The following is an 18537-nucleotide window of genomic DNA, read 5'->3' as shown; positions in this document are numbered from 1 at the left end:
GCGCACGACGCCGACCGCACATGTGGCGTCGGCGGCGTCAGCGGCGCGCGCGGATGCAGAGGAATGCAGGCGAGCGCGACAGCTCCGCATGGAGCCGTTCCGACACGGCCTTCATCTGCGGCAGCGGCGTCGGTTCGACGAAGCGGTCGAGCCGCCAGCCGGCGTCGGCGAGCGGGTTCAGTATCTCGGCCAGCGGCCGGCGCCACGCTTCGACATAGGGTTTCGGTTCGCCGAAACCCGACCAGTGGAAGCCGAACCGGCTCGTTTCGAAGTACGTGCCGTCGCCGCGCGTACGCTCGTCCATCCAGTCGCGCATCGGATGCGCCATCGAGAACACCAGCGTCGCGCCCGGCCGCGCGACGCGCGCAAATTCCCGCAGCGGCACGGCGAGATCGCGCACGTAGTCGAAGGCGAGCGAGCACAGGATCTTGTCGAAGGCGCGCTCGGGCAGCCAGTCGAGCGGCGCCGCGAGATCGCCCTGCGCCACCTCGACCGCGAGCCCGGCGCAGCGCGCTCGCGCGAGCGCGACCATCTCGGGCGTGATGTCGAACGCGTGGACGGTCGCGCCGTGGCGCGCGAGGTGCTCGCTGCAGATGCCGGGGCCGCAGCCGGCGTCCAGCACCGCGAGGCCGGCGACGTCGCCGAGCAGCGCCAGCGACGCCGGGCGTTCGTACAGCGCGTTGTGCGCCTTGGTCGGCGCGATGTCCGCGTAGCGTTGCGCGAAGCTCGCGTATGCGTCGCGCGCGCACGGCTGATTCGGATCGGTCATGCGGAGTCCATCGGCAGGAAACGGAATGCCGATTCTGCCTGAACGGCGCGCGGCCGGCGCATGCGCGGCGATGCGCTGCGTACGCCCCCTAGCGAGCCGCCGTCGCGCCGACGCCCACCGCCGCGACCGCATTCGCCCGGCGTTGCGCGAGCTGCTGCGCGAACCGGTATGCGGTGAGCGAGCCGGCCACGGCCAGCAGCATCGGCACGAGGCTGTCGTGATTCGCGCGCGTGAATTCGAGCAGCAGGACGACGGCCGTGATCGGCATCTGCATCGACGCGGCGAGAAACGCGGTCGCGCCGACCAGCGCGCAGCCGCCGATAGACGCGCCCGGCCACACGGCGCTCCACAACCCGCCCAGCACGACGCCGAGCAGCGCGCCGTTCGCGAGCCCCGGCGTCAGCAGCCCGCCCTCTGCGCCCGCGCGCAGGCTGCCCGCTTCGATCAGCACCTTCAGCACGAGCAGCGTGGCCGCGAGGCCGACCGTCAGCGTGCCGTCGAAACCGAGCGACGCCGGCCCCTTGCCGTTGCCGAGCAGTTGCGGGAAGCGCATCGCGAGCAAGCCGATCACCGCGAAGTTGACGAGCGCGAGCACCGGCAGCCACGCGCCCTTCGGCGCATCGGCGCGCGCGCGGGTCGTGAGCCGCACGAAGCCGTACGCGGCGAAGCCGAACAGCGGCCCGCAGACGATCGACCACGCCACCAGCGGCGTGCTCAGCACGAACGGCGGCACCGTGTACTGATGTTCGTTGCCGAGGCCGAGCCACGCGACGGCCGCGGCGAGCGCCGACGTGACGAGCGCCACCACCAGCGCGCGCAGCTCGAACGTGCCGACGAGCACTTCGAGCACGAACACGGCGCCGCCGAGCGGCACGTTGTAGACGGCCGCGAGGCCGGCGCCGGCCCCGCACGCGACCATCAGCCGACAGTCGGCGGGCGTGAGCCCCGCGCGCTGCGCGAGCCGCCCGGCGAGCAGCGCGCCGATTTCGCGCGGCGCGACCTCGCGGCCGAGCGGCGAGCCGAGCGCGACGGTCACGATCTGCAACAGCGCATGAACCGTGGTGCTGACCAACGGCATGCGCGGATCGGCCGCGCGCACGGCGCGCCGGATGCTGACGAGCGGCCGGCCGTAACGGTACAGCGCCCACCAGCCGCCGCCGGCGACGAGCCCGCACACGATCAGCACGCCGGCCCGCCGCAGCGGCTCGGCGCGCGTCACGCCGGTCAGAAAGCTCTCGGCGCCGATCACATGCGCGAGGTCGTAGCCGTACGCGACGTGCTGGATCGCATGCAGCAGCAGCGCGAGCAGCATCCCGCCGAAGCCGGCTCCGATACCGGTCAGGACCGTGACGATGGCGATCCGCGCGAACGGGCTGGCGGGCGGCGAAACAGGCGTGGGGGCGGACGGCAGATCGGGGCGCATGGGCAGGCGAGTCAGGATCGACGCCGCGGCGCGCACCATGCGCGCCGCTGTCAGGAACGCATCGTAGGGGCCGGCCGATCATGAGGCAAACGTCTTTTTCGAATCAACTCATGCGCTTCATGACTATATCGGGGAAACGAAGCCGCGGCGCGGTGCGCCGCGCCGAACGCGTCACGCCGGATACGTGATGCGCTCGGGCTCCCGCCGCATGATGATTTTCCCGTGGCGAACCGACAGCGTCGCCTTCGCCTGCCGCCGCACCGCTTCGTAGTCGCTGTCGGCGTCGAGCACGACGAGGCTGGCCGGCCGCCCGACCTCGATCCCGTAGCGCTCGCCGAGATGCATCGTCGTCGCGCCGTGGTCGGTGACGAAGTCGAGGCAGCGCTGCAGGTCCTGGTAGCCCATCATGTGGCAGATGTGCAGGCCGGCGTCGAGCACGCGCAGGATATTGCCGTTGCCGAGCGGATACCACGGATCCTTGATCGAATCCTGTCCGAAGCACACGTTCAGCCCGGCGCGATCGAGTTCGGCGACGCGCGTGACGCCGCGCCGCTTCGGAAACGTGTCGAAGCGGCCCTGCAGATGGATGCTCTCGGTCGGGCACGACACGAAGTTCAGCCCCGCGCGCTTGAGCAGCCGGAACAGCTTCGAGCAGTACGCGTTGTCGTAGGAGCCCATCGCGGTGGTGTGGCTGGCCGTCACGCGCGCGCCCATCCCGCGCACGCGCGTCTCTTCCGCGAGCACTTCCAGAAAGCGCGACTGCGGATCGTCGGTCTCGTCGCAGTGGACGTCGACGAGACAGCCGGTGCGCTCGGCCAGCTCCATCAGGAAGCGGATCGAGCTGACGCCCTGCTCGCGCGTGTTCTCGAAATGGGGAATCCCGCCGACCACGTCCGCGCCGAGGTCGATCGCCTGCTCCATCAGCGCGCGGCCGCCGTCGAACGACTCGATGCCCTCCTGCGGAAACGCGACGATCTGCAGATCGATCAGCCCGCGCGCCTCCTCCTTCACTTCGAGCATCGCCTTCAGCGCGGCGAGCGTCGGGTCGGTGACGTCGACGTGGGTGCGCACGTGCTGGATGCCGTGATCGCGCAACATGCCGATCGCCGCATGCGCGCGCGCCTTGGTGTCGTCGTGCGTGATGGTCGCCTTGCGCTCGGACCAGCGCTCGATCCCCTCGAACAGCGTGCCGCTCATGTTCCAGGCCGGCTCGCCGGCCGTGAGCACCGCATCGAGATGAATGTGCGGCTCGACGAGCGGCGCGATCGCGAGCCGGCCGCCCGCGTCGACGTCGTCGGCGTGGCCGGGCGCGAGCGGCGCATGCTGCGCGTCGATGCGGGTAATCGTGTCGGCGTCGATGCCGATCGTGAACAGGCCGTCGCGGCCGCGCAGGCGCGCATTGATGACGTTCATGTGGGTCCAGGCGTGAAGCGGCCGCAGCGGGCCGCGGGTGGGAACGGGTGAGCGAGATGCCGCGTCGCGCTCAATGGAACGTGTGGATCGTCAGGCCGGTCGCCGCGCGCATTTCGTCGTTCGTCACGTCGCGCACGTGCTTGCCGAAGGTCCATACGTGCCGGCCGGGATCGCGCGCGCGATACGTGCGGTCGCCGTAGAACTGATCGGCCGGCGGCTGCAGGATCTCGGCGCCGGCCGCACGCGCGCGCTCGCAGTGCGCGTCGATGTCGGCGTCGTCCGGAAGATGCACGTGGACGTGCTGGGTATTGCGGCCGCCGGTGTCCTCCGGCGACGCGATGCAGTCGGCCCAGGCGCCGCCGACCATGACGAGACCGTCGCCGAACGTCATTTCCGCGTGCGCGATGTCGCCGGCCGGCGTCATGACGACGATCGCGCGCTCGAAGCCGAACGCGTGCTCCAGCCAGTCCAGCGCGCCTTTCGGGTCGCGATAGCACAGCGCGCTGCTGAGGGAAGGTCGGCGGGGCGTGACCATCGGAATCTCCGGATCTCGGTATGGGCCTGTGCATTGTCCATGCGCGCCGCGCGCCGATCAACTGCTCGCACCGGCGAGCCTGCATGTTGTCGATTTGCGACACGCCGCACACCCAGCCGGCGTCTTGCGGAGCGCATCGGTGACGAAAACGCGTATGGTTCCGCGGCTGCAGCGATTTGTGAACTCCGTGTGACACACTTTTGCGTAACTCGCAACAGTGTCTCCGGACGGCCGTCGCGCGAATCGGGCGCGCGCGCCCCTAAACTTGCGCCGAACTTTGGTCATCCATCCACACGCAGGAGCTGTCAGATGAAGAAAACCCTCGTTGCCGCCGCATGCACGACCGCGCTGTTCGCGCCGCTCGCCCATGCACAAAGCTCGGTCACGCTGTACGGCCTGATCGACGCCGGCATCGCCTATACCAACAACGCGGGCGGCGCATCGCTTTGGCGCATGACGAGCGGCACGATCAACGGCAGCCGCTTCGGCCTGAAGGGCTCCGAAGATCTCGGCGGTGGCCTGAAGGCGCTGTTCGTGCTCGAGAACGGCTTCAACGTGAACAACGGCGCGCTCGGCCAGGACAGCAAGCTGTTCGGCCGGCACGCATACGTGGGCCTGAGCGAAGCCGGCTACGGCACGCTGACGCTCGGCCGCCAGTACGACACGATGGTCGACTTCGTCGCGCCGCTGTCGGCGACGTCCGGCGACTTCGGTGACACGGGCTTCGCGCATCCGTTCGACAACGACAACCTGAACCACTCGGTGCGTATCAACAACGCGGTCAAGTACACGAGCGACACGATCGCCGGGTTCAAGGTCGGCGCGCTGTACGGCTTCTCGAACGCGACGAACTTCGGCAGCAACCGCGCCTACAGCTTCGCGGCCAGCTACACGAACGGCCCGCTGAAGGTCGCCGGCGCGTACCTGCAGATGAACGGCACCAAGGGCTCGACCAGCGCGAGCCCGGGCGCGACCGACGTCGCGGAAGCGAAGAGCCTGAGCCAGGGCGGCTGGTCGGTCGGCGCGGACCGCATGCGTTCGTACGGCGGCGGCCTCAGCTACGTGTTCGGCCCGGCGACCGTCGGCTTCGTCTATACGCGCTCGCAGTATGACAACTCGGGTTCGTTCGGCTCGACCGGCCAGGTCGCGTTCAACAACTACGACCTGAACGTGCGCTATGCGGTGACGCCGGCCGTGAGCCTGGGCGCAGCCTACGTCTACACGGACGCGAGCGTGTCGAATCCGGACAGCAAGCACGGCACCGATCCGAAGTGGCACCAGGTCGACCTGCAGGCCGTCTACAAGCTGTCGCGCCGCACCGACCTGTACGCGGAAGCGATGTATCAGCACGCATCGGGCCGCGGCTACCAGGCGTTCATCAACACGTCGGGCGGCGCATCGACCACCGCCAACCAGATCGTCGGCACGATCGGCATGCGCACGCGCTTCTGAGCGTCGATTCGTCTGATCTGAACGCCGCCCGCAACGATGAACCTGCCCTGACCGGCCGGTTCATCCGACGCGGGCGGCGTTCATTCATGCTGCATCCGAGAATGTTGTTCCATCTGAGAAGCTGCCTGCCTGGAATCGGGGTTTTTGCGCCTGCGTGCGCTGAATAGACTGGCATCCATGGATCGAATCGCATTGCGATCATGCATCGCGATCGTCGAACCGGCCTCACCCCGTGTACAGGAGAATCTCGTGAAATCGCTCGTCGTCACCGCCGCCGCTGCCGTGCTGCTCGTCGCTCCGGCCCTGTCGTTTGCCCAGTCGGCCAAGGTGCCCGTCACGCGCGCGCAGGTGCTTCAGGAGCTCTACGATCTCGAATCGGTCGGCTACAACCCGGCACTCGGCGACGCCGGCAACTACCCGGACGATCTCATGGCCGCCCAGCAGCGCCTCGCGGCCAAGCGGCTCGCCGCGCGCGATGCGGCGCAACGCGCGTACGGCCCGGCCGAAGGCGGCGCGACCGAATCGGGCGTGGCGGCGAAGCCTTCGCTGTAACGCGCATCAAACGACGCCGCGCCCGCACGATACGCATCATGCGGGCGCGGCACGGCGCACGGCTTCTACACGACGCCCCGCAAGCGATGCGAGCCGCGCAACCCACACAGGGCAGGCGTTCGCCGCTCGTGCAGCACGCTCAGGCTTCCTGCGGCTCGCTCTCGCGCGCGATCGCCTGCAGCATCTCGACGTCGTGCGCGATCATCCCCGGCACCTGCGCGCGCAGCATCTCGACCCAGGTGCGCACCTTCGCGTCGACGAAACGGCGCGACGGATACAGCGCATACACGTTCATCTTCTGCAGGATGTGGCTCGGCAACACGCGCACGAGCGTGCCGTCCTGCAACGCGTCGATCGCCGAATACAGCGGCAGCATGCCGATGCCGAGGCCGTCGCGGATCGCGAGCGCGAGCGACTCGGCCGTGTTGGTTTGCACCGGCCCGGCGACATGGATCTGCTCGACGCCGTCGGCGCCTTCGAGCACCCACTCGTGCGTCGGGAACGCCGGCGTGCAGAGCGTCAGGCACGCGTGCGCGCCGAGATCGGTCGGATGCTCCGGCGCGCCGTGGCGCGTCACGTATTCGGGCGACGCGCACAGGATGCTGAAGGTCGAGCCGAGCAGGTGCGACACGAGTTCCGAATCGGGCAGCGACGACGCGGTCACGACCGCCATGTCGCTCGTGCCGTCGAACAGGTCGGGCATCCGCTGCGACAGCGACAGTTCGATCGACACGTCCGGATACTGCGCGTGATAGCGCGTGAGCGTGGGCATCACGTAGTGATGGCCGACGCTCGCGAAGCTGTGCATGCGCAGCACGCCCGCCGGGCGCTCATGCGCGCAGCTCGCCTCCTCCTCCGCGCGATCGACGTCGGCGAGAATCTGGCGACAGCGCCGTAAATAGTTTTCGCCGGCCGAGGTCAGCGCAAGGCGGCGGGTCGAGCGATTCATCAGACGAGTGCGCAGCCGCGCTTCGAGCTCGGACACCGCGCGCGACATCGCGCCCGTCGTCGAGTTCAGCGATTGTGCGGCGGCAGTGAAACTGCCTGTCTCGACCACGCGCGTAAACACGCGCATGTTTTGTAGCGTATCCATTCCTGTAAGCCACCTGTAGCAGAGCCGTCATTTTCCTCCAGCGGGTGCGACAGATTGTTGCCACGCCAGCAACTATCGTTTCCCTGCAACTGCGTTAATGCACACGCGCGGCGCTCCTACAATCGGTGCCTCATCAGTCGACTGGTCCTGTTCGGCCGCACGACGGCACCGCACGGACCCCTGCCTTTTCATGAAGCCACAACCTGCGATCGAGCAACCTCCCATCGAACCGCCACGATGGAGCACCTGGCTCGATCCGCTCGGCAAAGCCGCACGCGACTGGGCGACGAGCGACGGGCTGATCTGGCTGCACCTCGCCAAGACCGTGCTCGCCGCGCTGCTCGCGATGGGCATCGCGATGCGGCTCGAGATGTCGCAGCCGCGCACCGCAATGACCACCGTGTTCGTGCTGATGCAGCCGTTGTCGGGGATGGTGTTCGCGAAGAGCTTCTACCGCGTGCTCGGCACGGCGGCCGGCCTGGTGGCCGCGTTGGCGCTCGGCGGCCTGTTCGCGCAGCAGCCCGAGCTGTACATGGCCGGCATCACGCTGTGGATCGGCAGCTGCATCGCGCTCGCGGTGCGCAACCGTCACTTTCGCTGGTACGGCTTCGTGCTCGCCGGCTACACGGCCGCGCTGATCGGCCTGCCCGCGGTGATGACGCCGCAGACGCTGTTCCAGTCGGCGCTCACGCGCGCCGCCGAAGTCGCGCTCGGGATCGCCTGCTCGGGTGCGGTCAGCGCGCTGATCCTGCCGCTCAGTTCCGCGAAGGCGTTGATGCGCTCGCTGGCCGCGCGTCGCGTGAAGTTCGCCTCGTTCGCGGCCAGCGCGCTGTCCGGCGAGCTGGCGCGCGGCGACTTCGAACGGCGCTTCGCCGACTTCGTCGACGAGATCGTCGGCTTCGAGGCGAACCGTGCGTTCGCATCGTTCGAAGACCCGCACATTCGCGCACGCAGCCGCCGGCTCGCGCGGCTGAACAGCGAGTTCATGAACGCCTGCACGCGGCTGCACGCGCTGCACCAGCTCATCAAGCGCCTGCGCGTGAACCAGTCGGACGCCGTGCTCGGTGCGATCGCGCCGCACCTCGACGGCCTCGCGCAGCGGATCGCCGCCTTGCGCGACGAGCGGCAGCGCGGCATCACGACGACGACCGGCGCGCTGCTGGAACTGCGCCGCTTCCACGCGGCGCTGCCGAAGGCCGCACGCGCGTCGCGCCGCGCGATCGAGGATCATGCGGCCGGCGGCCTGCTCGATTTCGATACCGCGATCGAGCTGATGTATCGCTTCATCGGCGAGTATCTCGGCTATGCGGACACCAACGCGTCGCTCGACCGCGACGATCACGCGTTCGAGCGCTCGGTCACGCACTACGCGGTGAAGACGAATTCGTTCTTCGTCGGCTTCGCGTTCCTGCGCACGCTCGTCGCCGTGGGCGCGATGAGCGCGTTCTGGATCGCGTCGGAGTGGCCGAGCGGTTCGCTGGCCGTGATCTCCACGGCCATCGCGTGCGCGTTGAGCTCGACGTCGCCGCGCGCGCCGAAATTCGTCGCACAGATGAGCGTCGGCGCGGCGTTCGCGACGGCCGTCGGCTACGTGTGCCTGTGCTACGTCTATCCGAACATCGACGGCTTTCCGCTGCTGTGCGCGGCGCTCACGCCGGTGCTCGGCCTCGGCGCATTTCTCGCGATGCGACCGGGCCTGTCCGGCTACGGGATCGGGTTTGCGGTGTTCTTCTGTCTGCTGGCCGGGCCGGACAACGCGATTTCGTATACGCCCGAGTTGCTGATCAACAACGGCGTCGCGGTCGTCGTCGCGCTGCTCGCCTGCTCGATCATGTTCGCGGTCGTGTTTCCGACGCACATGCCGTGGCTCACGTCGCGCATCGCGCACGATCTGCGCCGCCAGGTCACGCTCGCCTGCGAAGACACGCGCGAAGGTCTCGCCGCGCGGTTCCAGTCGAGCACGCATGACCTGATGGCGCAGCTGCGCACGCTGCTCGTGAAGCGCACGCGCCAGCATCGGATTGCATTGCGCTGGATGCTGTCGACGCTCGAGGTCGGCCACGCGGTCATCGACCTGCGCGACGAGATGAACGAGTTCTGCGCAACGAAGCCGCCGCAGACGCTGCACTGGACCGCATCGGTCGACGCGGTGCTGCACGAGCTGCCGCGCTTCTTCGACGATCCGACGCCAAGTCACCACGCCCGCACGCTGAAATCGGTGAATCTGGCGATCCGCGCCGCGCAGCATACGCTGCATGCGTGGTACGCGGTGCCCGACGAGCGCCACCGCATGCAGCGCATCATCGGCTGCCTGCACTTCCTCCGCAGCGCGCTGCTGGACAAGGATGCGCCGTTCAATCGTCACTACGGCTGAAGGCGGCGGAAACCGTGTCGGCTGCGACGGCGATCGATGCGCACGCAACCTCACCCTTGTTGCGATTGGAAATAAGCTCTACACCCGCGGTGATTAATCTTTAGGCACCGCGAGCTTATAGTTTGGTCACTGCCGGCGACGCCGGTACTGACCCAGGAGAGCCCCAAATGAAGCCGCTGTATCTCGCCGTCGTTGCCCTGTCGCTCACCGCTGCCGTCGCGCACGCCCAGCCCGCCCCGGCCGACGGTGCACAGCAACCGGCGAACCGCGCCGAAACCGTCGAGGCCGCAGGCCGTGTCGATCGTACGCAATCGAAGCAGGAAGATCCGAACGCCTGCGTGGGCCCCGTCAGCTTCTGCAACGTCTACTTCGGCAGCTGAGCATGACGCCGCGTCGTCATGGCCCGGCCCGCCGCGCGCGCATCGTTCGCATTGCCTGCGCGCGCGCCCGACGAGCCGGCCGATCGCTGCAACCGCATTGCCCGTCACGCCGCTTCGATTGAAGCGGCGTGGTCGTTTCAGGCCCGCCGCCCTGGGCGCCACGTCGCCTCGCCTCGCCTCACCTCGCGCACCGCATCCAGCAGCCGTCCCGCCACACCGTCACCCTGCCGACGCGATGAACCCGCCGTCGGGCGCAGGATGCGGCACGTACCAGCCGAAATACACTTCAGCCTCCACGATCCGACCATCGCGCACGCGTAATCGCTCCGCGTTCCGGAAGCGCTTGCCGCTCGTCGTGTCGGCTTCATAGACGACGAACACGTACTCGTCGTGCACGGCGACGTCGACGAACCGGAAACCGGCGAGCAGCGCGCTGTTCGGCCAGCAACGGGCCAGATACGCGTCGCGGTCGAGCCGGTTGTCGAGCGGGCTGGTGAAATGGAAATCCGGCGCAATCAGCGCTTCGATCGCGTCGCGGTCCTTGTCGACGTACGCGCGGTAGCTCGCGCGTGCAACCTCACCGGGGTCGTCGGGCATCGTCGTTACCTCCGAAGATAGCCGGGGCGAACGCAACGGCCGTGCGTCGCCCCGAAAGCGTCGGGCAGACATCATGCGGCAGCGAGACCGCAGGCCCGCGCCGCCGCGATTGCCGGGTCGCGGGCGCGCGGGCATGATGTGGGCCAGCGTGCCGGCTGAACGCGCAGCGGTTGTCGCCGCACGCGACCGGCATCCTGAGCAATCCGCGTGCCGGCGCGGGCCGTCTACGTCACCGAATCCATGTCACTACGCGCATTCAGAACGCTGGTCGCGATCGCCCGATACCGGACCTTCGCACGCGCCGGCGAAGCGATCGGCCTTACGCAATCGGCGGTGAGCCTGCAGATCAAGGCGCTCGAAAGCGAATACAACGTCAGGCTGTTCGACCGGTCGCGCCGTCAGCCGGTGCTGACCGAAGCCGGCAACATTCTGCTCGCGCAGGCCGAACAGGTGCTCGCGCTGGTCGACCGGATTCCCGATGCGCTCAGCGACGAGAAGAAGCTCGTCGGCCGGCTGCGCATCGGCGCGATCCAGACCGCGCTGTCGGGCCCGCTGCCCGATGCGCTGCTGGCGCTGCGCGCCGCGCATCCGTCGCTGCGCGTGCACGTGTCGGCCGGCATGTCGGCCGAACTCGCGAACCGCGTCGCCGCCGGCGAGCTCGACGCGGTGATCACGACGCGCCCGGTGCGCCCGCACCCGCCCGCGCTCACGTGGACCACCTTGTACGAAGACCGCTTCTGGCTGCTCGCGCCGCCGCACGCGACGCAGCGCGACGCGCGCACGCTGCTCGACGCGCTGCCGTTCATCCGCTTCGACGCGCAGGCTTGGGCCGGCCGAATGATCGCCGCCGAGCTGCGCCGCATCGGCGTGCGCGTGCGCGAGCAAATGGTGCTCGACAGCGCGGAGACGATCGCACGGATGGTCGCGCGCGGCCTCGGCGCGGCGATCGTCGCGCTGCCCGACGCGACGCTCGCGCGGCTGCCGCCCGTCACGCGCCTGCCGTTCGGCGAGCCGCAGATGGGCCGCGAGGTCGTGCTGCTCGAACATCAATCGCGCCCGGCCGAGCGCTTCGCGCGTGCGCTGGCGACCGAAGTCACCGCGTCAGCGATGAGAATTTCTCATTGAACGCCCGATAATTAACCATTATTGCCGCTGGATCGGCGTGCTAACTTGGCGGCATCGTCACTCTTTCGATCGCCCGCCGTCATGTCGCCTGCCCGCTGGATTCCCGCGTCGCCGTGCTTCGCCGCCTGCCTGAGGGCGCGCCGATGATCGGCCCCGTCCTGCTCGCGCTCGCGCCGGTCGCGCTGCTCGTCGCATTCGGCCACGGGCTGCGGCGCACGGGCTTCATCGGCGACGCGTTCTGGCCGCAAGCCGAGCGGCTCTGCTATTACGTGCTGCTGCCCGCGCTGTTCGCGCACGGCCTCGCGAATGCGCGGCTGCAAGCGCTGCCGGTCGTGCCGCTCGCCGCGGCGCTGGTCGGGTCGACCGCGGTCGTCGCGGCGCTGGTGCTGCTGGTTCGCCGGTTCGTGCAGGTCGACGGCGCGGGCTTCACGTCGGTGTTCCAGGGCGCGGTGCGCTTCAACAACTATGTCGGCACGGCGCTCGCCGCCGGGCTGTTCGGCGCGCGCGGGATCGCGCTCGCGGCCGTATGCGTCGCCGCCATCGTGCCGACCGTCAACCTGATGTGCGTGCTGGTGTTCGCGCGCTTCGGCGCGACGCGACTCGGCGCATGGGCGCTCGTGCACCGGATCGTGTCGAATCCGCTGGTCGTCGGCTGCGCGCTCGGGATCGCGATGCAGGCGGGCGGGATCGCGTTTCCGCCAGCGATCGAGCCGGCCGTGCGCGCGCTCGGCGCCGCGTCGATGCCGCTCGGCCTGCTGTGCGTGGGCGCTGCGCTGCGGTTCGACGCAGCGCGCGGCTGGATGCAGCCGATGTGTATCGCGTCTGCGTTCAAGTTCATGGCGATGCCGCTTGCGACGCTCGCGGCCGGCCGCCTGTTCGGGCTCGGCGATGCCGCGCTGACGATCGCGCTGCTGTTCCAGGCGCTGCCGACGTCGTCCTCGTCGTACATCATGGCGCGCCAGCTCGGCGGCGATGCACCGCTGATGGCAGGCATCACCGCGTTCCAGACGATTGCGGCCGCATTCGCGATGCCGGTCGTGCTGGCCGCGTTCGGCGCGCTGCCGATGTAGCGCTGAAAGGTCGGCGGGTGGAGGGCGACGGGTTGTCGCCGTTTCGCCGTATTGCCGTATTGCCGTGTCACCGTATTGCCGTGCCGCGATGCTGCCGTATGCGGTGCTGCGGTATCGAGGCGCTACGGAGCCGCGGGCGCCTGCGGTGCTACGGGCTGCGTCGTCTGTCGCACATCGCCGCGTCAGCCGCCGCGCGTTCGCGCGTGCGCCCGACGTCGGCGCGCGCCAACGCTTCCGACCGCGAACGCTCGCACCGCTTCCGCCAATCGCCAATCGCCGCCCGCCCCACCGATGCAGCCGCACGCGCGCCTGCATACCCCCAGCGGCGCCGATGCGCGCCCGCTTCTTCTCGCAGCCGCGCCGAAAACCGCCTATGGTGAATGGAGCGTGTCGGTGCATGCGTCGCGCACGACCGTCCGACCGTCCGACCGTCCGACGCCCGCACCGGCGGCGCCGGCGCCGCGTTCCGGCGCCACGCCCCGCAATTGCGCGCACGCCCGGCCGTGTGCGCGATTGTGCCGCCCACCGGACCATCAGGAGGTATCCATGAAAGCCGTGCTGCTCGTCAGTTCCGCCCTGCTCGCCATGGCGTCCGTTTCGGCGTCGGCTCAAGGCTCGATCACCAAAATCGAAAACGGCGCGCTCGTCGCCGCGAACGGCATGACCGTCTACGCGTTCGACAAGGACAAACCGAACGCGGGCACCAGCGCGTGCAGCGGTCAGTGCGAAGCGCTCTGGCCGCCGTACAAGGCCAGCGCGACCGATGTGCCGGTCGGCCCCTATACGATCGTCAAGCGCGACGATGGCAGCCCGCAATGGGCATACAAGGGCAAGCCGCTGTATTTCTTCTCGAAGGACATGAAACAGGGCGACCGCAACGGCGACAACTTCAAGAACGCATGGCACGTGGTCGCGCCGTAGGCGCCGTTCGCGCGCGTTCGCCGCGCCCACACGGGCCGCACGCATGAAAAAGCCCGCGCCGATCGTCGCTCGGCGCGGGCCTGCGTTGCTTCGCACACGCGGCGCCGCGCACCGGGCGCGGCAGCCGCGAACGCGTCAGCGGTTCGACGGGAAGCTGAACACCGTCCCTTCCCGCACGCCGGCCGACGGCCAGCGCTGCGTGATCGTCTTGCGCTTCGTGTAGAACCGCACCGCGTCCGGGCCGTAAGCGTGCAGATCGCCGAACAGCGAGCGCTTCCAGCCGCCGAACGAGTGGTACGCGACCGGCACCGGCAGCGGCACGTTGATGCCGACCATGCCGATCTGGATGTTGTCGCTGAAATAGCGCGCGGCCTCGCCGTCGCGCGTGAACAGGCACGTGCCGTTGCCGTATTCGTGCGCGTCGATCAGCGCCATCGCTTCGTCGAGCGAGTTCAGCCGGATCACGCCGAGCACCGGCCCGAAGATCTCGTGCTGATAGATCGGCATGCCCGGCTTCACGTGGTCGAACAGGCACGGGCCGAGGTAGTAGCCGCCGTCGTGGCCGTCCACTTTCACGCCGCGGCCGTCGACCACCAGCGTCGCGCCGGCGGCCACGCCCGCGTCGACGAAGCCCGTGACCTTGTCGAAGTGCTGCTTCGTGACGAGCGGCCCCATGTCGACGCCCGCGCCGTTGCCGGGGCCGACCTTCATTTTTTCGATCTCGGCCTTGAGCCCGGCGACGATGCGGTCGCCCGTTTCATCGCCAATCGCGACGACGAGCGGAATCGCCATGCAGCGCTCGCCGCACGAACCGTAGGCGGCGCCCATCAGCGCGTTCACCGCGTTGTCGATGTCGGCGTCGGGCATCACGACCGCGAAGTTCTTCGCACCGCCCAACGCCTGCACGCGCTTGCCGTTCGCGCAGCCGGTCGAGTAGATGTATTCGGCGATCGGCGTCGAGCCGACGAAGCTCACCGCCTTCACGCGCGCGTCGGTGAGGATCGTGTCGACCGCCTCCTTGTCGCCGTTCACGACGTTCAGCACGCCGGGCGGCAGGCCGGCCTCGAGCGCGAGCTCGGCCATGCGCAGCGTCGACGAAGGCGTGCGCTCCGACGGCTTCAGCACGAACGTGTTGCCGCACGCGACGGCCATCGGCCACATCCACAGCGGCACCATCACCGGGAAGTTGAACGGCGTGATGCCGGCGACCACGCCGAGCGCCTGGAACTCGCTCCACGAGTCGATCGCGGGGCCGACGTTCTTGCTGTGCTCGCCCTTCAGCAGCTCGGGCACGTAGCTCGCATATTCGACGTTCTCGATGCCGCGCTGCAGCTCGCCCATCGCATCGGCGAGCACCTTGCCGTGCTCGGCCGTGATCAGCGCGCACAGTTCGTCCGCATGCTCTTCGAGCAGCGTCTTGAAGCGGCTCATCACGCGCGCGCGCTTCAGCGGCGGCGTGTTGCGCCACGCCGGGAACGCGGCCTGCGCGGACGCGATCGCGGCGTCGACGGTCAGCTGGTCGGCAAGCGCGACGCTCTTGTGCGATTCGCCGGTGGCCGGGTCGAACACCGGCTGCACGCGGCTGCCGCCGTCGACGCGCTTGCCGTCGATCAGATGGCCGAGGGTGGAAGTCACATTGCTGTCGTGTTTCATGGATGGCTCTTTCGTCGATTCGTTGGTCGCGGTCACGTCGGTGACCGCGGTGGTCGCGATGACGCGGCGCTCGCTCAGTCGACTTCGTTCAGCGCGTCGGACAGCGCGTTGACGAGGTTGTCGATCTCGCGCTTCTCGGCGATGAACGGCGGCGCGAGCTGGATCGTGTCGCCGCCGTAGCGCACGTAGAAACCCTTCGCCCAGCAACGCATCGCGATCTCGTACGGACGCCGTGCCGGCTCGCCCGGCAGCGCCGCGATCGTCAGGCCGGCCGCGAGCCCGTAGTTGCGGATGTCGGCGATATGGCGCTGACCCTTCAGCCCGTGCACGGCCGCCTCGAAATGCGGCGCGAGATCGCGCACGCGCGCGACCGCGTCTTCCTTCACGAGCAGGTCGAGCGCCGCCACGCCGGCCGCACACGCGACCGGGTGCGCCGAATAGGTGTAGCCGTGCGGGAACTCGAGCATGTAGTCGGGGCCGCCGGCCGCCATGAACGTGTCGTAGATCTCCATCGTCGCGATCACGCCGCCGAGCGGCTGCGTGCCGTTGGTCACCTGCTTCGCGAAGTTCATGATGTCGGGCGTCACGCCGAACGCATCGGCGCCCGTCATCGCGCCGGAGCGGCCGAAACCCGTGATGACCTCGTCGAAAATCAGCAAGATGTCGTGCGCGGTGCAGATGTCGCGCAGGCGCTTCAGATAGCCCTTCGGCGGGATGACCACGCCAGCCGAACCGGAGAACGGCTCGACGATCACGGCCGCGATGTTCGACGCGTCGTGCAGCGTGATCAGGTCGAGCAGACGGTCGGCGAGGTCGGCGCCGTTATCCGGCATCCCGCGCGAGAACTTGTTTTCGGCAAGCTGCGTGTGCGGCAGGAAATCGGCGTCGATGCCCTGGCCGAACAGCTTGCGGTTCGCGCCGATCCCGCCGACCGAGATGCCGCCGAAGTTCACGCCGTGATAGCCCTTCTCGCGGCCGATCAGGCGCGTCTTCGTGCCCTTGCCCTTCGCGCGCCAGTAGGCGCGAGCCATTTTCAGCGACGTGTCGGCCGCCTCCGAGCCCGAGCCCGTGAAGAACACGTAGTCAAGGCCGGCCGGCGTCAGCTCCTTGATCTTGTTCGCGAGCTCGAACGACTTCGGGTGGCCGAACTGGAACGCCGGTGCGTAGTCGAGCTGCGCGATTTGGCGGCTCACCGCTTCGGTGATTTCCGTGCGGCCGTGACCGAGGCCCGTGCACCACAGGCCCGACAGGCCGTCGAAGATCTTGCGGCCTTCGGCGTCCGTGTAATAGGCGTCCTTGGCGGACACGATCATCCGCGGGTCGGACTTGAACTGACGGTTCGCGGTGAACGGCATCCAGTGCGCGTCGAGCCATGCGGCGTCGGTGCGGAGGTTCGTGTCTTCGTGCTGGCTGGCGGAGATCGTGTCGGTCATGTGGGTCGGCGCGGTGCGCCCCTCGTACGGGTAATGATGTTGCGCATTGTCGGGACGCCGATTAGTCTTTTGAATATCGCAATATCAATGTTCACTTGCGCAACTATGCAAGCAAAGAAACCGAAGAGCCGCGCGCTGCTCGGGCAGCTCAGCGACATGGACCTGCGGCTGCTGCGGGTGTTCAAGGGCGTGGTCCAGTGCGGCGGAATGGCGGCCGCCGAACTCGAGCTGAATATCGGCATCTCGACCATCAGCCGCCACGTGAAGGATCTGGAAACGCGCCTCGGCCTGGTGCTGTGCCGGCGCGGCCGCGCCGGTTTCACGCTGACCGCCGAGGGGCAGACCGTCTACGAGGAGACGCTGCGGCTGCTGGCGTCGATGGAGGCGTTTCGCAGCAGAATCGACGGCATTCACGACAAGATGGGCGGAGAACTGCACATCGCCGTATTCGACAAGACGGCCACCAATCCGCAGGCCCGGCTCGGCGACGCGATCCGCCAGTTCGCGGACGAGGCGCCGGACGTGGCGCTGAACCTGCATGTCGCGTCGATCAACGAGGTCGAGCGCGGGATCATCGACGGCAGCTATCAGGTCGGGATCATTCCCGCGCACCGCAACTCGGGCAGCCTCGTCTATGCGGAACTGTTCGACGAGCGGATGCTGCTGTACTGCGGCCGCCAGCATCCGCTCTACGACGCGCCGCACGGCAAGCTCACGTGGACCTCGATCCGCAACCATGCGTTCGCGGGGCTCGGTTTTCACTCGCCGAACATGGAGCTGAGTCATCGCGCGAAGCTCACGCGCAGCGCGACCGCCTCCGACCAGGAATCGATCGCGACGCTGATCCTGTCCGGGCGCTATCTCGGCTTCCTGCCCGACCATTACGCGGAGAGCTTCGAAAACAAGGGGCTGATGCAGCCGATCGCGCCGCATCGGTTCAATTACCGCTGCCGCTTCGTGAGCCTGCTGCGGCGCTCGCCGCGGCCGTCGCGGGCGGCTTTGCTGTTCCAGTCGTGCCTCGAGGCCGCGCATGCGGCGGGGCATGCGGGCGAAGGATCGGGGGAGCGGGCGTAGGCGGGGCATTGAGGCGGCCGCGTCGGGCAAAGTAGCCGGGATGTCGGCGCATGTGTGGAACCGCCGTTGGCGGTCGGCGGTTGCCCCCGTGCCCGGCGCCGACCGCCGCGCCCCCCATCGGCCGCCCGATCCGCCTCTGCGATAATGCGCACTTCCCGTTTCCGCTCCGCCTCACGCCATGATGCAGCCGTCCGCCCCGCTCTCCACCGACCTGCCGCCGATTTCCTGCCTGCCCGGCGATGCGCTGCCGTGGCTGCCGATGAGCGCCGACCTGCCGGGGCTCGCGATCAAGTACCTGCACATCAACGCGGCAGAGGACACGCTCACCGCCCTGCTGAAGATGCCGGCCGGGGGCACGCTGCCGCGTCATCGCCACGACGGCGACGTGTTCGTGCACACGCTGCAGGGCGCATGGCGCTACCGCGAATACGACTGGATCGCGCACGCCGGCTCGACGGTGCTCGAACCGGCCGGGTCGGTCCATACGCCGGAAACGCTCGGCGCGCCCGGCGACGACGTGATCACGCTGAACGTGATGCGCGGCGACCTCGTGCTGCTCGACGACGACGGCCGCGAGACCGCCCGCGAGAATTGCCGCGTCGCGCTGCTGCGCCAGCGCAAGCACGCGCGTACCGCACCGCACGACGCGACGGCCTTCGTCACCCGCTAAGAC

General features: G+C 68.7%; 17 protein-coding genes. 9 read left to right on the top strand and 8 right to left on the bottom strand.

Features of this window, described 5'->3' with window-relative positions; translation table 11 throughout:
* Positions 1-37: 37 nt before the first annotated feature.
* From C3Y15_RS10925 to C3Y15_RS10910, 4 genes are all read right to left on the bottom strand, one after another.
* Positions 38-769 carry a class I SAM-dependent methyltransferase gene (locus C3Y15_RS10925; protein ID WP_069240189.1) on the bottom strand — a complete coding sequence of 244 codons (732 nt, stop codon included), beginning with the start codon at positions 767-769 and terminating at the stop codon, positions 38-40.
* A gap of 88 nt (positions 770-857) precedes the next feature.
* A complete protein-coding gene (locus C3Y15_RS10920; RefSeq protein WP_041494290.1) occupies positions 858-2192 on the bottom strand; it encodes a chloride channel protein in 1335 nt (444 codons plus the stop codon).
* Between the two features lie 171 nt (positions 2193-2363).
* Positions 2364-3605, bottom strand: coding sequence for a cytosine deaminase (gene codA, locus C3Y15_RS10915; protein ID WP_014724931.1), 1242 nt, complete (start codon positions 3603-3605; stop codon positions 2364-2366).
* Positions 3606-3675: 70 nt separating this feature from the next.
* Complete coding sequence (locus tag C3Y15_RS10910; protein WP_014724932.1) at positions 3676-4140, bottom strand: VOC family protein; 465 nt, start codon at positions 4138-4140, stop codon at positions 3676-3678.
* A 309-nt stretch (positions 4141-4449) separates the two neighbouring features.
* Here C3Y15_RS10910 and C3Y15_RS10905 point away from each other — a divergent pair, with 309 nt between their 5' ends.
* Together C3Y15_RS10905 and C3Y15_RS10900 are read left to right on the top strand one after the other, a co-directional pair.
* Complete coding sequence (locus tag C3Y15_RS10905) at positions 4450-5592, top strand: porin (protein ID WP_011882157.1); 1143 nt, start codon at positions 4450-4452, stop codon at positions 5590-5592.
* A gap of 249 nt (positions 5593-5841) precedes the next feature.
* Positions 5842-6144, top strand: a complete 303-nt coding sequence (locus C3Y15_RS10900; RefSeq protein WP_034193520.1) for a DUF4148 domain-containing protein — start codon at positions 5842-5844, stop codon at positions 6142-6144.
* Positions 6145-6283: 139 nt separating this feature from the next.
* Here the strand turns inward: C3Y15_RS10900 and C3Y15_RS10895 are convergent, their stop codons facing one another.
* Entirely contained in the window at positions 6284-7237 is a 954-nt protein-coding gene (locus C3Y15_RS10895; protein WP_011882155.1) for a LysR family transcriptional regulator, read from the bottom strand.
* A gap of 190 nt (positions 7238-7427) precedes the next feature.
* Between C3Y15_RS10895 and C3Y15_RS10890 the strand changes: the two genes are divergently transcribed.
* Together C3Y15_RS10890 and C3Y15_RS10885 are read left to right on the top strand one after the other, a co-directional pair.
* On the top strand, positions 7428-9611 hold the full coding sequence (locus tag C3Y15_RS10890) for an FUSC family protein (RefSeq protein ID WP_011882154.1): 2184 nt from the start codon (positions 7428-7430) through the stop codon (positions 9609-9611).
* A gap of 167 nt (positions 9612-9778) precedes the next feature.
* The gene (locus C3Y15_RS10885) at positions 9779-9991 is read left to right on the top strand and encodes a hypothetical protein (protein WP_011882153.1); all 213 of its coding nucleotides are present in this window, start codon (positions 9779-9781) and stop codon (positions 9989-9991) included.
* Positions 9992-10210: 219 nt separating this feature from the next.
* Here C3Y15_RS10885 and C3Y15_RS10880 read toward each other — a convergent pair whose 3' ends face one another.
* A complete protein-coding gene (locus tag C3Y15_RS10880) occupies positions 10211-10588 on the bottom strand; it encodes a nuclear transport factor 2 family protein (protein WP_069240181.1) in 378 nt (125 codons plus the stop codon).
* 240 nt (positions 10589-10828) lie between these two features.
* On the opposite strand from C3Y15_RS10880, the gene C3Y15_RS10875 reads away from it, so the two are divergent.
* The 3 genes from C3Y15_RS10875 (at position 10829) to C3Y15_RS10865 (ending at position 13704) form a co-directional block, all read left to right on the top strand.
* A complete protein-coding gene (locus tag C3Y15_RS10875; RefSeq protein WP_069246601.1) occupies positions 10829-11713 on the top strand; it encodes a LysR substrate-binding domain-containing protein in 885 nt (294 codons plus the stop codon).
* 143 nt (positions 11714-11856) lie between these two features.
* On the top strand, positions 11857-12783 hold the full coding sequence (locus tag C3Y15_RS10870) for an AEC family transporter (RefSeq protein WP_011882150.1): 927 nt from the start codon (positions 11857-11859) through the stop codon (positions 12781-12783).
* Between the two features lie 546 nt (positions 12784-13329).
* A complete protein-coding gene (locus C3Y15_RS10865) occupies positions 13330-13704 on the top strand; it encodes a hypothetical protein (protein WP_014724939.1) in 375 nt (124 codons plus the stop codon).
* A 135-nt stretch (positions 13705-13839) separates the two neighbouring features.
* Here the strand turns inward: C3Y15_RS10865 and C3Y15_RS10860 are convergent, their stop codons facing one another.
* Complete coding sequence (locus C3Y15_RS10860; protein WP_034193517.1) at positions 13840-15357, bottom strand: CoA-acylating methylmalonate-semialdehyde dehydrogenase; 1518 nt, start codon at positions 15355-15357, stop codon at positions 13840-13842.
* A 74-nt stretch (positions 15358-15431) separates the two neighbouring features.
* Positions 15432-16790: an aspartate aminotransferase family protein gene (locus C3Y15_RS10855; protein ID WP_069246494.1), complete on the bottom strand. Its 1359-nt coding sequence runs from the start codon at positions 16788-16790 to the stop codon at positions 15432-15434.
* Between the two features lie 105 nt (positions 16791-16895).
* Between C3Y15_RS10855 and C3Y15_RS10850 the strand changes: the two genes are divergently transcribed.
* Together C3Y15_RS10850 and C3Y15_RS10845 are read left to right on the top strand one after the other, a co-directional pair.
* The gene (locus tag C3Y15_RS10850; protein WP_011882146.1) at positions 16896-17864 is read left to right on the top strand and encodes a LysR family transcriptional regulator; all 969 of its coding nucleotides are present in this window, start codon (positions 16896-16898) and stop codon (positions 17862-17864) included.
* Positions 17865-18042: 178 nt separating this feature from the next.
* Positions 18043-18534, top strand: coding sequence for a 2,4'-dihydroxyacetophenone dioxygenase family protein (locus C3Y15_RS10845; RefSeq protein WP_011882145.1), 492 nt, complete (start codon positions 18043-18045; stop codon positions 18532-18534).
* Positions 18535-18537: the final 3 nt, after the last annotated feature.

The organism is Burkholderia sp. B10 (assembly GCF_004368385.1).
GTDB classification, from domain to species: Bacteria; Pseudomonadota; Gammaproteobacteria; order Burkholderiales; family Burkholderiaceae; genus Burkholderia; species Burkholderia vietnamiensis.
Note: the sequence above shows the minus strand (reverse complement) of the source record. Positions and strands in the feature narration are given on the sequence as shown.